The sequence below is a fragment of the Hansschlegelia sp. genome (assembly GCF_035538955.1).
Classification (GTDB): domain Bacteria; phylum Pseudomonadota; class Alphaproteobacteria; order Rhizobiales; family Methylopilaceae; genus Methylopila.
In genome coordinates, this window is sequence record NZ_DATLJK010000010.1 from 168,588 (window position 1) to 182,580 (window position 13,993).

Annotated in this window: 12 protein-coding genes; 8 read left to right on the forward strand and 4 right to left on the reverse strand. The window is 68.4% G+C overall.

Annotated elements, in window-relative coordinates:
* The first annotated feature begins 4 nt into the window (after positions 1 to 4).
* Both VM780_RS07130 and VM780_RS07135 read left to right on the forward strand, forming a co-directional pair.
* The gene (locus tag VM780_RS07130) at positions 5 to 1,288 is read left to right on the forward strand and encodes an MSMEG_0569 family flavin-dependent oxidoreductase (RefSeq protein WP_325446564.1); all 1,284 of its coding nucleotides are present in this window, start codon (positions 5 to 7) and stop codon (positions 1,286 to 1,288) included.
* 113 nt (positions 1,289 to 1,401) lie between these two features.
* Positions 1,402 to 2,706 carry a hypothetical protein gene (locus tag VM780_RS07135; RefSeq protein WP_325446566.1) on the forward strand — a complete coding sequence of 435 codons (1,305 nt, stop codon included), beginning with the start codon at positions 1,402 to 1,404 and terminating at the stop codon, positions 2,704 to 2,706.
* Between the two features lie 63 nt (positions 2,707 to 2,769).
* Here the strand turns inward: VM780_RS07135 and VM780_RS07140 are convergent, their stop codons facing one another.
* Complete coding sequence (locus VM780_RS07140; protein WP_325446568.1) at positions 2,770 to 4,233, reverse strand: hypothetical protein; 1,464 nt, start codon at positions 4,231 to 4,233, stop codon at positions 2,770 to 2,772.
* 255 nt (positions 4,234 to 4,488) lie between these two features.
* Between VM780_RS07140 and VM780_RS07145 the strand changes: the two genes are divergently transcribed.
* Positions 4,489 to 4,716, forward strand: a complete 228-nt coding sequence (locus VM780_RS07145) for a hypothetical protein (protein ID WP_325446570.1) — start codon at positions 4,489 to 4,491, stop codon at positions 4,714 to 4,716.
* Between the two features lie 4 nt (positions 4,717 to 4,720).
* On the opposite strand, the gene VM780_RS07150 is transcribed toward VM780_RS07145, so the two are convergent.
* Positions 4,721 to 5,611, reverse strand: a complete 891-nt coding sequence (locus VM780_RS07150; protein WP_325446572.1) for a hypothetical protein — start codon at positions 5,609 to 5,611, stop codon at positions 4,721 to 4,723.
* A 331-nt stretch (positions 5,612 to 5,942) separates the two neighbouring features.
* Positions 5,943 to 6,599 (reverse strand): class I SAM-dependent methyltransferase, encoded by a 657-nt coding sequence (locus VM780_RS07155; protein ID WP_325446574.1) that lies wholly within the window; start codon positions 6,597 to 6,599, stop codon positions 5,943 to 5,945.
* A gap of 516 nt (positions 6,600 to 7,115) precedes the next feature.
* Here VM780_RS07155 and VM780_RS07160 point away from each other — a divergent pair.
* Positions 7,116 to 8,426, forward strand: a complete 1,311-nt coding sequence (locus VM780_RS07160) for a hypothetical protein (protein WP_325446576.1) — start codon at positions 7,116 to 7,118, stop codon at positions 8,424 to 8,426.
* Here the strand turns inward: VM780_RS07160 and VM780_RS07165 are convergent.
* Positions 8,423 to 9,433, reverse strand: a complete 1,011-nt coding sequence (locus tag VM780_RS07165) for an asparaginase (RefSeq protein WP_325446578.1) — start codon at positions 9,431 to 9,433, stop codon at positions 8,423 to 8,425. The two genes, VM780_RS07160 and VM780_RS07165, sit on opposite strands and share 4 nt — an antisense overlap.
* A 183-nt stretch (positions 9,434 to 9,616) precedes the next feature.
* Here VM780_RS07165 and VM780_RS07170 point away from each other — a divergent pair, with 183 nt between their 5' ends.
* The 4 genes from VM780_RS07170 (at position 9,617) to trxB (ending at position 13,964) form a co-directional block, all read left to right on the forward strand.
* Complete coding sequence (locus tag VM780_RS07170; protein WP_325446580.1) at positions 9,617 to 10,645, forward strand: DNA topoisomerase IB; 1,029 nt, start codon at positions 9,617 to 9,619, stop codon at positions 10,643 to 10,645.
* Positions 10,646 to 10,740: 95 nt separating this feature from the next.
* Complete coding sequence (locus tag VM780_RS07175) at positions 10,741 to 11,946, forward strand: lytic murein transglycosylase (RefSeq protein ID WP_325446581.1); 1,206 nt, start codon at positions 10,741 to 10,743, stop codon at positions 11,944 to 11,946.
* 72 nt (positions 11,947 to 12,018) lie between these two features.
* Positions 12,019 to 12,999 (forward strand): ELM1/GtrOC1 family putative glycosyltransferase, encoded by a 981-nt coding sequence (locus tag VM780_RS07180; protein WP_325446582.1) that lies wholly within the window; start codon positions 12,019 to 12,021, stop codon positions 12,997 to 12,999.
* Positions 12,996 to 13,964, forward strand: coding sequence for a thioredoxin-disulfide reductase (trxB, locus tag VM780_RS07185; RefSeq protein WP_325446584.1), 969 nt, complete (start codon positions 12,996 to 12,998; stop codon positions 13,962 to 13,964). Before VM780_RS07180 ends, trxB begins: the two co-directional genes overlap by 4 nt.
* Positions 13,965 to 13,993 lie beyond the last annotated feature (29 nt).

Here is a 13,993-nt window from a genome sequence, read left to right on the forward strand (position 1 = left end):
GGCCATGACCTCCTATGCAGCAGGCGAGCACTACTCGGTCGTCATCGTCGGGGGCGGGCAGGCGGGCCTTTCGGTCAGCGCGCATCTCTCGAAGCGCGGCGTCGACCATGTGGTGTTCGAAAAGCACCGGATCGCGCATTCCTGGCGCACCCAGCGCTGGGACGCCTTCTGCCTGGTGACGCCCAACTGGCAGTGTCGGCTGCCGGACTTCCCCTATCAGGGGGATGATCCGAAGGGCTTCATGGGCAGGGACGAGATCGTCGCCTATGTGGAGGCCTTCGCCCGCCATGCCGGCGCGCCGGTGCGCGAAGGCGTGGCCGTCGAGCGCATCGCGCCCGACGCGCGCCGCGGCTTCCGGGTCAGGACCAGCGAGGGCGCCGTGACGGCGGACGCCGTGGTGCTGGCCGTCAGCGGCTATCACAAGCCCAAGGTCCCGGCGCTCGCCCTGACGCTCGATCCGTCGCTCGTCCAGATCCACTCCTCCGAATACCGCAACCCCGACCAGCCGCCGCCCGGAGCGGTGCTGGTGGTCGGCTCCGGACAGTCTGGCTGCCAGATCGCCGAAGACCTGCATCTGGCGGGCCGAGAGGTGCATCTCGCGGTCGGCTCCGCGCCGCGCTGCCCGCGTGTCTATCGCGGCCGCGACGCCGTCGAATGGCTCGACGAACTCGGGCAGTACGACCTGCCGGTGGAACGCCATCCGAAGAAGGAGGGCGTCCGCCGCCAGGCCAACCACTATCTGACCGGCCGCGGCGGCGGCCGTGACATTGATCTTCGGCGCTTCGCGCTGGAGGGCATGCGGCTGCACGGCCGGCTGGTGAGCGGCGAGGGCGGACGCATGGCGTTCGGCGCCGACCTGGCGCGCAACCTCGACGGGGCGGACGTCGTCTATAACGGCATCTGCGACCTGATCGACCGGCACATCGCCGAGACCGGCGTCTCGGCGCCCGAGGGCGGCCGCTATACGCCCGTCTGGCGCCCCGCCGAGGCGGAGGGGGCCGGGGCGCTCGACCTCGCGGCGGCCGGAATCGCCAGCGTCGTCTGGGCGACGGGATTTGCGGCCGACTGGTCGTTCGTTGATCTGCCGTTCCTCGACGCCTCCGGCTATCCGGCGCACCGGCGCGGCGTCACCTCGGTCGACGGGCTCTATGTCGTCGGGCTTCCCTGGCTGCACACCTGGGGCTCCGGCCGCTTTGTCGGCGTCGGGGCCGACGCCGCCTATCTGGCGGAGGCGATCGAGAACCGGCGGTCTCGCAGCCAGCCGCAGCCGCTCGCCGCCGCCATCTAGAGGCGCCGCGGCGCGGCGGGCGGTCGCAGAAGCCCGCGCCACTGGAACGGCGGCCTGTTTCGGGGCAGAGTCGCGCCGCACTGCGCCGCCGGCGCTCCGGAGACACCTGCTCGATGTCCTACGCCGCGCTGCTGAGCAAAATCGTTTCGCAGGGCAACGGGACGTCGAGGCGCAAGCAGCGCCTCAAGACGGCCATGCGGGCCGCAGCGCAGGCCGAGAGCCTGCGGGTCGCCGAGCGGGGCAGCCGCTCGGCCGGGGGCGACTGGTTCGCCTGCCGGCTCGCCGAGATGAAGCTCGACGTCGGCGACGTCGGCTATGTGAAGGCGCTGCGCGAATCGAACCACAAGATCTTCAAGACCCAGGACGGGCAGGGAGTGCTGGCACGCGCTCTCATCATGGAGGGCAAGGCCCAGGAGGCCGAGAAGATCATTCTCGACCTCGTGCTGCGCAACCAGTCGCCCGACCCGTTGCGTCTGCTGCGTCTGCTGCCGCCGGAGGCGAGCCTGCTGGACAAGGCCTGCGCCGCCTTCCAGCGCAGCGAACGCACGAGCTACCGCAAGGCCATACAGGCGTCGCATCTCGTCGAGGTCGCCATCGCGGTCGGAGACGTGGAGCGTGGCGTGGAGATCACCAACCAGGCGCTGCGCTGGCTCGATGGCGCCAAGCCCGAGCGCGTGACCTATTCGGAGCCGGACCGTCTCGGCGACCTCGACAAGGCGCTGGCCGATTTTCACGAACTCATGAAGGGCGCAGGGGAGTTCTTCCTGATCAGCGGCACGCTGCTCGGGATCAAGCGACAGAACAGTCTGCTCGAATTCGACAAGGACATCGACGTCGGCGTGTTTGATCCGGCGGTGGTGGAGCGTCTGGCGCAGGCCGTCGGCTCATCCTTCGCCTTCGCGCCCGACATTTCCTCGAACATCGACGGCTTCAAGGTGAAGCACCGCAACGGCGTGGTGGTCGACGTGTTCCTGCATCATGTCGACGGCGAATCCGTCTGGCATGGCGGCCCGGCCCACGTCTGGGACAACAGCAAGTGGTGGAGCCGCGACGACGAGAAGTTCGAGACGGTCACGTACAACGGCCGCGACTATCTCGTGCCTTCCGACTGGGACAGGTATCTGACGGAGAATTACGGGGAGTGGCGTTCGCCTGTCCGGCAGTACAACGCGTCCCTGGAGGCCCCCAACCGGCGCGTGCGGGACGTGCGGCTGGCGCAGCTCTACTCTCGGCAGAATTTCGTCAAGTATTACCACCGCGCTGATTTCGAGATGCTGCTGCGCGCCATGGCCTCCTACGAGGCGGCGTTCGGAGCTGACGCCTTCCTGTCGAACGCCAAGCGCATCATGCTGGCCGACGCGCGCGAAGACGCCCACCCGTTCGCTTCGCCCCGTCCGCGCCTGCTGGCCGACACCTGACGGCGGGGCAGGGCGGGGCGCGCCTCGGAGAGGCGAGACGCGACGGCGCCGTCGCGGCGGGTTCTACCGGCTCAGCATCGGCGCCGGGGCCGAGTCGAGCTTGATGCGCTCCATCGCGTTGCTGACCGCCGCATCCTGGCCGATCAGCTCCTGCAGCGCGTTCCACACTTTAAACAGCTGCGTGCGCTTGCCCGCGAAGTAGTAATCGTGCAGGCGGGTGTAGAAATACCACACCATGTGATCATTGTCCTGAATGATCATGTTCGGCGTGTCGACGAACGTCTCGAATTCCGGTTGCGGTATCGACCAGCTGTCGCCGTAGTTCTCGATCAGATATTGATCGGGGTTTGACGGGATTTTGAAGGAGCCGCCGAGGAATTCGACATCCTTGAGCTCGAAGTCGGAGTTCCACCAGCGGGTTTTCTGACCCTCATGGTAGATCACGCCGTTCTCGCGCCAATGCAGGAACACGTCGATCACGACGCCATTCGCATGCTCCACCTGCACGAGGCGGTCGGTGGTCAGCGCGCGCACCTTGAAGCGTCCGCTCGAGGCGAGCGTCTGGCGGATCGTCTCCGCCGGCAGCTCGGTCAGCACGCCGACGTCGATGTCCTTGTCGTAGCTGAGGATGCCGCCTTCGCGCACGCAGCCGAGCAGCGTTCCGCTGATCAGGAAGAACTCAAGCCCGAGAGAGCCCAGGTCGGCGCGCAGGTCGAGCATCGAGGTCAGCGCCTGGCGGGTCCAGTCCTCCTTGATCTGCTGTTCGCGCTCGCCGTAGCGGACGATCTGCAGGCCGATCAGGAAGCGCTGGCGCGCGGCGAAGATCGCCCGGTCGAGCAGGCCGAGGTCGCGGCAGGCGACGGAGTAATGCAGCAGCGCGTGGCGGGCGCGATGGCCGGCGTAGGAGAAGTGCGGCGCGAGGAACAGAAACATCTGTTCGAGCGCCTCCGGCGTCTTCACCGCCCGCCGCAGCGTGAGCATCTCGTCATAGTTCGGCACCAGGCCTCGCAGCGCATCGGTCAGCAGCCGCAGCGCGTCGTCATGCTGGCCGTTCGCGATCATCGCGTCGGCGCGCAGCAGACAGAGCTGGCGGAACTCGCGCGAGGTCTTCTTGTCGAGCGGCAGCGCCATAATGGCGTCGGTGCAGGCGTGGATGCAGCCGACGGCGTCGCCCGCATAGGCGAGCAGCTTCGCCTTGCGCTCGCGCGTCTTGAACGAGACGCCGTTGAAGCGTTCGATCCAGTTCAGCAGCTCCAGGGCTTCGCGGCCGCGGCCCAGATTGGCGAGCGCGTTCACCTTCCACATGCGGATGGCGTGCAGCTGAGTGTTCGCCGCATGGGCCGAACTCACGAACAGCGACAGCGTGTCGGCTGCGGCGATCACATCCTCGTCGCGCTGCTCCTCCGCCAGCCTCGCGCACTCGCCATATACCTTGGCGATGGCCTCGGTCGTCGCGCGGCGGTCGCGCGGCGGCAGGATCCGCGAATCGGGGGCGATTTCGATGTCCAACGCGACCCCCGTGCTCATCACGCTCCGTCCAATTCGCTAGCCGCCAACCCGCCGAAGGGCGAGGGCACGTCGAAACCAGCGCGCCCGGCGCGCCTTAGCCTCTTGTACAAACGAGGATCGTACCCGCAAGCGTTCGCGCCCCGCAAGGCGAAGCCGGCGCGCCGCGCCGCGCGCCGAGCAGCTTCCGGGCAGACGAGCGACCTACGCAAAACTGTCATCTCCGGCCGCTATGGTGGCGCCATGGAAAAGAGAGAGACACAGGAAAGAGACAGCATGAAGAGCGCGATCCAGCTCGAGCGCCAGTGGGGCTACGCCGTGGAGGCGGAGCATGAGACGGGCGAGGTTCTCGCGGCGATGACCGAGCCGGTCGAAGCGGCGGACGTTCTGGAGACGCTGGTCGCCGAATTGAAGCGGGCCGGAATTTGGGGCCGCCTCGGCGAAATCTCCTGGGCGCGGGACACTCGCGACGGACTCCTGCTGCAGTGGGTCCCGGCCCACTGAACGACTACTCCAGCCACATCCGTATATTGCCCGTGGCCGGATCGGCGAAGTGACGAATGACATGGGTCCCGAGATCTCCTTCGGCCATGAGAACCGCCGGTTTCTGGAAGTAGTACCGGTTGTACGGCCGAATGCTGGCGCGGTCGGAACCGACCTTCACCTCGAGGTCGTAGAGCCCCCGTTCGGCGAAAGCCGTCATGATCGGAACCGACAGCTCGCCATGGAAGGGCAGGGCGTTGGTGTACTGCTTGTGCATCGCGGCCGCCGCTCGAAAGACCTTCTTCGCGGGCTGGAGATCGAAGTCGGTCTCGAAGATGTCCGAGCCGTCGCGGCTGATCGCAAGCGTCGCGCGCTGCGGCGCGTCCTCCCCGGTTCCGCTCAGGAAGACCGTCAGGTCCACCTCCAAGTTGTCCTGCGCCACAGCGAAAGCGCGGATGAACGCGCCAGCCGGCGCCGGGGCGACCGACTTGCCTTCGGCCGAAGGGTCGTGCGTGAGGTTCAGGAAGTACGGCGAGAACTGCCAGTTGGCGGGAAGCTTCAGCTTGCGGCGGCTCGCCGTAAAGGCGGGGTAGACGTCGCCGTTCTGATTGATGATCTGAAAGGACAGTTTCCGGCTCAGCAGCGCGCGCGGCACCAGCACCGAATAGCTGGAGAGCCCCAGCCCCTCGACTTTCGGCGCGCTCTGGAAGAACAGCAGGTTGAAGCTATTGTCGCTGACGGCGTGGATCGCGGCGATGCTCTTGCGTGCAGCGGGCTGGCAGAGCGCGGAGATCTCGATCCCGCCGCTCACTTTCTTTACGCCGGCGCACAGATGCGCGACGTCGGCCTTCAACAGCTCGATGTCGAGTTGCGGCGGCGCCGGTGGCGCGGCTACTTCGGCGACAATCTCACTCATCTATCGCCCCCTTATTATTACTCTCGCTCCAAAGCCTGTCAGCAGGCCTCGGCATTAGGCCCGAGATCACGACAGGTGAGCCTTCGGGGCGGTCTTGCAGACGCCCCTAGTGAGCAATCGATTATACTCGCTCGTTCAAAGCATAGCTGAGATGGTGCGGTGTTTGCTACTTGCTTGTAAAGCGCCACAGCCTGCGACGCAGGACCACGCCTCATTCTGTGCGGCGGCGCGGTCCCGTCGTGACGGCGGTTCTCGCAGTCCGCGCCGCGCCGCGCGAACTGATAGGTGCGGCTCGCGCGCCGCGATGACCGGTCGATTTGTTCCGCGCGGCCTACTGCGGCGCGAGGACGATCATCCGGCAGAGTTCCGGATCCTCGTCCTTGTAGGGGGAGAAGCCGTTTCCTTCCTGATAGACGCGCACCGTCAGGCCCCAGCGGCTGGAAAGCTCGCGGGCGAGAGCGGGGGCGTCCTGGTAGCGGCGGTAATGATCGCCGTGGACGTGGTCCTTGTCGGCGTCCTTCGCGGTCCGGAATTCCGCGGCGAACACGTCGTTCGGACCCATGCCGGCCGCAACCGCCGAGATCAGGACGTCCTGCGTCGGCTCGTCGATCGCGTGGAGCACGAAGCGGCAGTAGAACAGCACGCCCTGCGGCGCCTGCTGCTTCAGTTCGGCGATGATCCGGCCGAGCTTCTCTCCGTCCTGCAGTTCGCACTGTGCGAAGGAGATGTGCGGCAGGCTGGCCTCGGCGGCCTTCCTGTTGCCGTTCGCGACGGCGACCTCGGACTGATCGATGGCCACCACCTTGCCGGCGCGCTTGGCGAAGCCGAAGGAGTCGCGCCCGTTGCCGCATCCGAGGTCGAGCACAGCGTCACGGAAGTAGGTGGACTCCGCCACATAGCGGCAGAACGTCGACGAATCGGAATACCAAGTCTGTGCGTAAAACTTGTCCCAATAGGCCTTCGTGGCGTCGGCCTGAGCATCATGCATTAGCGTATCCATCGTCCCCAACCTCTAGTCTGCGAATGGCGCTCGCGAGAACGCGAAGACACCGCGGCTCGGCCGCGCCAATCGAAGCCGAGTTCGCGCTGCGAAACAAGCCTGCTGCGGTGCAGCGGGCGGAAAGCCATCTCCGCGCTGCGGCCGAAAAGGCCCAATTCGGGCCATCAGCTTGAAGCGTCCGGGCCACCGCGCATACCATGGAACCGCCGGCGAAGCGCGGCGCCGATTTCGACCCCTCCCAATAGGCTTACGCGGCTTGCTCGTTGACGGGGCGGCGTCAACACGTCCCTTCGGCTAGTTTCGCGTCAAAGATCGTACAGGCGCCGAGGCCGCGACGTTTTGCCTCGGCTTGATGGCAGGGGCGCGCTGCTGGTCGCCGCGCGTCTGCGGCCATCCGGTGAACCCTCGCGCTCGCAACGTCGTCGCCTCCCCCGTACGTTGGCCCACGACTGTGCAAGCGCCGTCAGACACGTTATCCGTGGGGCCGGATCAAGCGAGGTGCCCATGCGATCAATTGTTAATCGCGTGCTGAAAATGGCGGCTGTCGACGAGAACAAGTTCTCGGCGCTCATCGAGAATGGCCGCACCGAGGAGGCCGAGCGGCTCGCGCGCGACCACATTGAAAAGAACAACAAGAGAGCTTTTTACCTTCGAAAGTTGCTTGAGCTCTACTCCTCGACGGCGCGTTACGCCGAGGTTCTGGAGCTGTTCGACAAATACGCGTCGGACAAATCGCTCGCGACCTACCCGCTTCAGGTGATCCTCGCGACCGCGCTGGTCGAGACCGGCGCGAACGAGCGCGCGCGCAGCGTCCTGCTGTCGCTGATCATCGAGCACAATTTCGTCGTGCCGCTGCAGCTCTACCGGCGGTTGCCGAGCGGCCCGTCGACGGTCGACCTCGCGGTGGCGGCGTTCACCCGCAGCCGGCGCGCGGCCGTCACAAAGGCGAGCCAGGCCTCGCATCTGGTCGACATCGCGATCGCGGCGAACGAGATCGACCGCGCCTACTACATGATGATGGAGATCCTGCGCTGGATCGGCGAGGGCCAGTTCACCAGCGCGCCGAAGGCCCGCACCTATATGAAGGCGGCGGCGGGCAACACGGCTCTGGTCGACCTCTTCGATCTCATGATGCCGGCCGCGCCGTTCTTCCTGATCAGCGGCACGCTGCTCGGCGTCATTCGCGAGGGCAAGCTCCTCGGCATGGACAAGGACATCGACCTCGGCGTGATGGGCCACGCCCAGCGTGACGAGATCAAGTCGTTGATCGCCGGCAGTCCGAAGTTCACGGAAGTCTTCGTGCCCTCGGTCGATCTCATCAAGATCAGGCACAAGAACAACGTCAACATCGATCTGTTCTTCCATCACCGCCAGGGTTCGACGGTGTGGCATGGCAGCCACCTGCACGCCTGGGACAATGCGGTGTGGTGGAGCGAGGGCAGTTCGCCGTTTGCGAAGGTGCAGTTCGCGGGCCGCGAGTTCCTGATCCCGTCGGACCCCGACAAGTATCTGACCGAGAACTACGGCGACTGGCGCACGCCGCAGGCGGATTACGACGCCTCGCTCGAGGCGCCGAACCGCCGGATCCGCAACCGTGTGCTGGCCCGGCTGCATTGGCAGAAGCTACTCGTCAAATATTACCTTGGCGGCGAGTTCAACCTGCTGTCGAAGACGTTCTTCTACTACGAGAAGGAGTTCGGCTCAGACGCCTTCCTGCAGGAGGCGTCGCGCCTGCTGCTGCTGCGCAACGTCGAGGATCGGCCGGCGCAGACGCTGGGCGGCAGCGCGGTGGTGGAGATGCACGCCCGCCGCTAGGCGGCGAGCAGCTCCGTCGCCCGCACCTCGCCGACCTCGACGCCCGCCCAGTTTTTCAGCGGCCGCCGGGCGCGGCCCGCGAGCCATTCGGCGAAGTCGCCCTCAGGCGCGAGCAGCCGGATGAGGACGGCCGACATCACGGCCTCGGCCGCGCGCGTGGCGCCGTCGTCGATCTTGATTGCGACGCCGAGGCCGAGCTCCGGGATCGCCCCGACATGGACGCCCTCCGCGCCCATCTTGACGAAGACGCGGCCCGCCGCGAGCTGCATCGCCTCGGTGTCGAAGCGGCCCGAGCCGCCGATCTGGAACGGGGCGGACCATGCCGCCTCGCGCAATGTGCGGGCGGCCGCCGCGCGGCTGTCGCCAAGCCCGTAGCCGACGCCGAAGCGGGCGAAGGCGGTGGCGACCGCCCTTAGGGGCATGGCGTAGGTCGGGATGCCGCAGCCGTCGACGCCGCGCGGCGCCTCGTCGAGGCGCACGCCCGTCATGCCTTCAAGCGCCGCGGTGACCTCCCGCTGCACCGGGTGGTCGGCTTCGATATAGCCGGCGGGGTCGACCTCCATCGCGCAGGCGAGGCACAGGAAGCCGGCGTGCTTGCCCGAACAGTTGTTGTGGAGCGTGGTCGGACCCGCGCCGCTCGCCGCCAGCGCGCGGGCCGCCGCATCGTTCAACGGCCAGTGCGCGCCGCATTCGAGCGCGTCCGCCGTGAGTCCGATCCGCGCCAGCGCCCCGGCGGCGGTCGCGACATGTTCGGGCTCGCCGCCATGGGAGGCGCAGGCCAGCGCCAGCTCCGCCTCGGTCAGCCCGAACCGCGCCGCGGCGCCGCTCTCGACCAGCGGAAGGCCCTGCAGGGCCTTTACGCCGGAGCGCGGGAACGTCAGTCGCTCCGGGTCGCCGAGCGAGAACACGAGCTTGCCCGTGACGTCCGCGATCGCGACCGCGCCGGCGTGGCGGCTCTCGACTGAGAGGCCGCGCGTGACTTCGACGAGCGGCGCGGAAGCTGTCATCGCAGAACCTCGGTCGGGAAGAAGACGGGACACGCGCCGCACTAAGCAGAACCGCGGCCTTCCGCAAGCGCGGGAACCGGGCTCCGCCTCGCGCTGTTCTGCATCGCGGCCGGCGCGAGGTTGGGCGGCCCCATGAGGTGCAGGATGGCGGACGCCGCGACGGCCGAACTTGAACCGGAAAGCATGAGCGTTGAGGAGATCGCCGCGACGGCCGGGCTGAAGCTCGCCGCGCCGCGCGACCTGTCGATCGAGCGCAAGCGCGCAGGGCGCGGCTTCTTCTACGTCGACAGGACGGGTCATCGGATCACGGACGAGGAGACGCTGTCGCGCATCCGCTCGCTCGCGATTCCGCCCGCTTACCGCGAAGTCCGCGTCGCCGCCGATCCGCGCCATCACCTGCAGGCGATCGGCCGCGACGAGGCGGGGCGGACGCAGTACCGCTACCATCCTGACTGGGACACGGTGCGCGAGACCCGCAAGGTGGAGCGGCTCGATCGCGTGATCGAGGCGCTTCCGAAGCTGCGCAGCGCCGTGGCGCGCGATCTGGCGAGCCCCAAGCTCAGCCGCGCCAAGGCGCTCGCGGCCGCCGTCGCGCTGATCGACGAGACCCACATCCGGGTCGGCTGCGAGACCTATGTGCGGTCCAACCAGGCGCATGGCGCGAGCACGCTGCTGAAGCGCCACGTGCGGGTCGAAGGCGAGAGCGTCCAGCTGAACTTCCGCGGCAAGGGCGGCAAGGACATCAGCTGCAAGCTGCGCTCCGGCCGGCTTGCGCGCGCGCTCTCGCGGGTCGCCTCGCTGCCGGGGCGGCGGCTGTTCCAGTACAAGGACGATTCCGGCCAGGTGAGGCGGATCACCTCGACCGACGTCAACGCCTATCTGCGGGAGATCACCGGGCTGCCGATCACCGCCAAGGACCTGCGCCAGCTCGGCGCCAGCGCGACGGCGGCCGAGCAGCTCGTCGAGGTGGAGCCGGCGCCGAGCGAGCGGGCCCGCAAGCGCCAGCTGGCGGCCGTGATGCGGGCGGTTTCGGAGCGGCTCTCCAACACGCCGGCGGTGGTGCGCAAGTCCTATGTGCATGCCGTCGTGGTCGAGGCTTTCGCTTCCGGGGCTCTCAAGAAGGCGTACGAGGACGCCCGCGGCCGCCCTGGCCTGAGGCGCGCCGAGAAGACGCTCGCGCGCCTCGTGTCGCGCCTGAAGCGGGGGAGATGACGAAGGCGTCAACCTCGCCATCTCTTCGCCCGCTTGACGCTTCATCCAAGGGTCCGCTTTCTGGCCTCACTCGCGCTCGTTCCGGAACGGACCTCATGACCCTTGTCGCCCGCGGCTCCGCCGTCGCATTTCTGCTCGCCGCGTCCACGACGCTTGCGACGGCGCAAGCCCCCTGCGGGGGCGACTTCAACTCCTGGCTCGAGGGCGTGCGCGCAGAGGCCCGTGCCGCCGGCGTCTCCGACAGGGCGATCGCCGAAGGGCTCGCGGACGTGCGGATCGAGCCCAAGGTTCTCGCTGCGGACCGCGCCCAGTCGGTTTTCCAGCAGACCTTCCTGCAGTTCGCCGGCCGGATGGCCGGGCCGCCGCGGCTCCCGAAGGGGCTGCAGATGATGAAGCAGAAGGCGGACCTGCTTGCCGACGTCGAGCGCCAGTATGGCGTGCCGGGCGCGGTGATCGTCGCCTTCTGGGGGCTCGAGACTGACTTCGGCGCCAATCTCGGCAAGTTCGACACCCGCAACGCGCTTGCGACGCTGTCGCATGACTGCCGCCGGCCGGATTTCTTCCGCCCTCAGCTGATCGCGGTGCTGAAGATCGTCGACAGCGGCGATCTCGCGCCCGCCGACATGCGCGGGGCCTGGGCGGGCGAACTCGGCCAGACCCAGATGATGCCGGCTGATTATGTCCGCTCCGCCGTCGACGCCGACGGCGACGGTCGCCGCGATCTGATGCGCAGCGTGCCGGACGCGCTCACCTCCGCAGGCAAATACGTCGCCGACCTCGGCTGGCGCCGTGGCGAGCCCTGGATCCAGGAGGTCGTGGTCCCGGCCGACATGCCGTGGCAGGAGGCCGACATCGACACCAAGCACAGCGTCGCCGAATGGCGCGCCTGGGGCGTCCGGGCGCGCAACGGATCGCTGTTCCGCGACGACGCGCCGGCCGCGCTGCTGCTGCCGATGGGCCGCAACGGCCCGGCCTTCCTCGCCTATCAGAATTTCGACGTCTACCGGACCTGGAACCAGTCCTTCGTCTACGCGCTGACGGCCGCCTATCTGGCGACGCGGCTCGACGGCGCCCCGGCGGTCGGGGAGGGCAACGCGCCGGTGCGGGCGCTCAGCGGGGACGAAATCCGCACGCTGCAGCAGCTGCTTGCGCGCGATGGCCTGCTGCCGGCCGAGGAGGTCGACGGCAAGCTCGGCTTCGACACGCGGCGCGCGACCCGCAAGGCGCAGCTCCAGCGCGGCCTGCCGGCGGACGGCTATCCGAGCCTGGAACTGATCGAGGCGCTTTCATCCGGCGGATAACTCCGGCTCCTCCGACCGGCGGCCTTGATCGCGGTCGCTCCGCGTCCGACAACCAAGGACATGCGGGCATGGGTGCTGACGGACGGAGCTCCGGATCGCGAAGAAGCCTGCCTCGGCGTGGCCGAAGCCGTCGCCGAGCGCATCGAGCGCCGGCGCGTCGCGCCGCGGGCGCCCTGGCGCTGGCTCGCGCCCTGGGGGCCGATCGACCCGCGTGACGACCCGAAGCGGGGCTCGCGCCTCATTCTTCCGAGCGACGGGTCGAGTTGGCCCGACATCGTGGTCGCCTCCGGCAGGGTCGCCGCGCCTTATCTGGCGCGGATCAAGAAAGCTTCCGCGGGCGCCGTGGTGGCCGTGTTCATGGGCAGATCGGCCGGCGCATTCTCGCCGGATCTGACGGTCGCGCCGGCAGGCGAGGGTCCGGCAGGCGCGCTCAGGACGCGGACATGGCCGAGCCGGGTCAACGGCCTGAGGCTCGCCGCGGCGCGCGGCGCGCCTCCGCTGGTCGCGCCCGAACTCGACGGACCCCGGATCGGCGTCCTGATCGACGGGCCGATCGGCGGCGAAGACGCCGTCCGCCTCGTCGCGGGGCTGCGGCGGCTGCGCGAGCAGGGGGCGGCGCTGAGCGTCCGCCCGCCGGCCGGCGCGTCCGAGGCGCTGCTTATGGCGCTTGCCGGGGTGGCGCATTATCTATGGTCAGGCGATCGTCCTGACCCCTACATGTCGATTCTTGGACAATCGGAGGCCTTCGTCGTGACGGCGCAGTCCACCCGGATCCTGAGCGACGCGGTCGCCACCGGCGCGCCGGTCATGACGTTCACGCCCGGCGGCGCGCCATGGGCGGCGCGGCGCTATCTCGAGGCGCTTGCGGCGCAGGGCTTGACGCGACCGTTCGCCGGGACCGTCGAGCGCTACGCCTATGCGCCGCCCGACTCGACGCGCGAGGTCGCGCATGCGATCCACGCCCTTGTGACCACGCGCGCCGCGCTGCGCAACGACCGCATCCGCCGGACTCCGGCCCGGACCCGCGAAACCAACGGACCAACTCCCCGATGACCACGCAGCCGATCAGCCATGTGCGCCTCGCGATCCTGGGCTCCGGCCCGGCCGGCTGGACGGCCGCGGTTTACGCGGCCCGCGCCATGCTGGAGCCGCTGGTGATTTCCGGGCTGCAGCCGGGCGGCCAGCTCACCATCACCACCGACGTCGAGAACTATCCGGGCTTCGCCGACCCGATCCAGGGGCCGTGGCTGATGGAGCAGATGCAGCTCCAGGCCGAGCGCATGGGCGCGCGCACGCTGTTCGACCACGTGTCGAAGGTCGATCTCGGCCGGCGTCCCTTCGTGATCGAGACGGAATCGTCCGGCCGCATCACGGCCGACGCGCTCGTGGTCGCGACCGGCGCGCAGGCGCGGTGGCTCGGACTCGAGAGCGAGGAGCGCTTCAAGGGCTACGGCGTGTCGGCCTGCGCCACCTGCGACGGCTTCTTCTTCCGGGGCAAGGAGGTGGTGGTCGTCGGCGGCGGCAACACCGCGCTCGAAGAAGCGCTGTTCCTGACGAACTTCGCCAGCAAGATCACCCTGGTGCATCGCCGGGAGTCGTTCCGCGGCGAACGCATCCTGCAGGACCGCGTGTTCGCCAACCCGAAGATCGAGGTCGTTTGGAACGCGACGGTCGGCGAGGTGTTGGGCTCGGGCGAGCCCTTGAAGGTCGAGGGCGTGAAGCTTGTGGATACCCGCACCGGCACGCCGAGCGTGCGCCGCTGCGACGGCGTGTTCGTCGCGATCGGGCATGCGCCGGCGACCGAGCTGTTCCGCGGTCAGCTGGACATGAAGCCGTCCGGATATCTGGCCGTGAGGCCCGGGACGTCGCTCACCAATGTGCCGGGCGTGTTCGCCGCGGGGGACGTGGCCGACGAGACTTACCGCCAGGCGGTGACGGCCGCCGGCATGGGGTGCATGGCCGCGCTCGACGCTGAGCGCTTCCTTGCGGCCGAAGAAGCGGCGCGCACCGCCGCCTGAGCGCGACGAGAACTGCCGCGTCTGTCGGC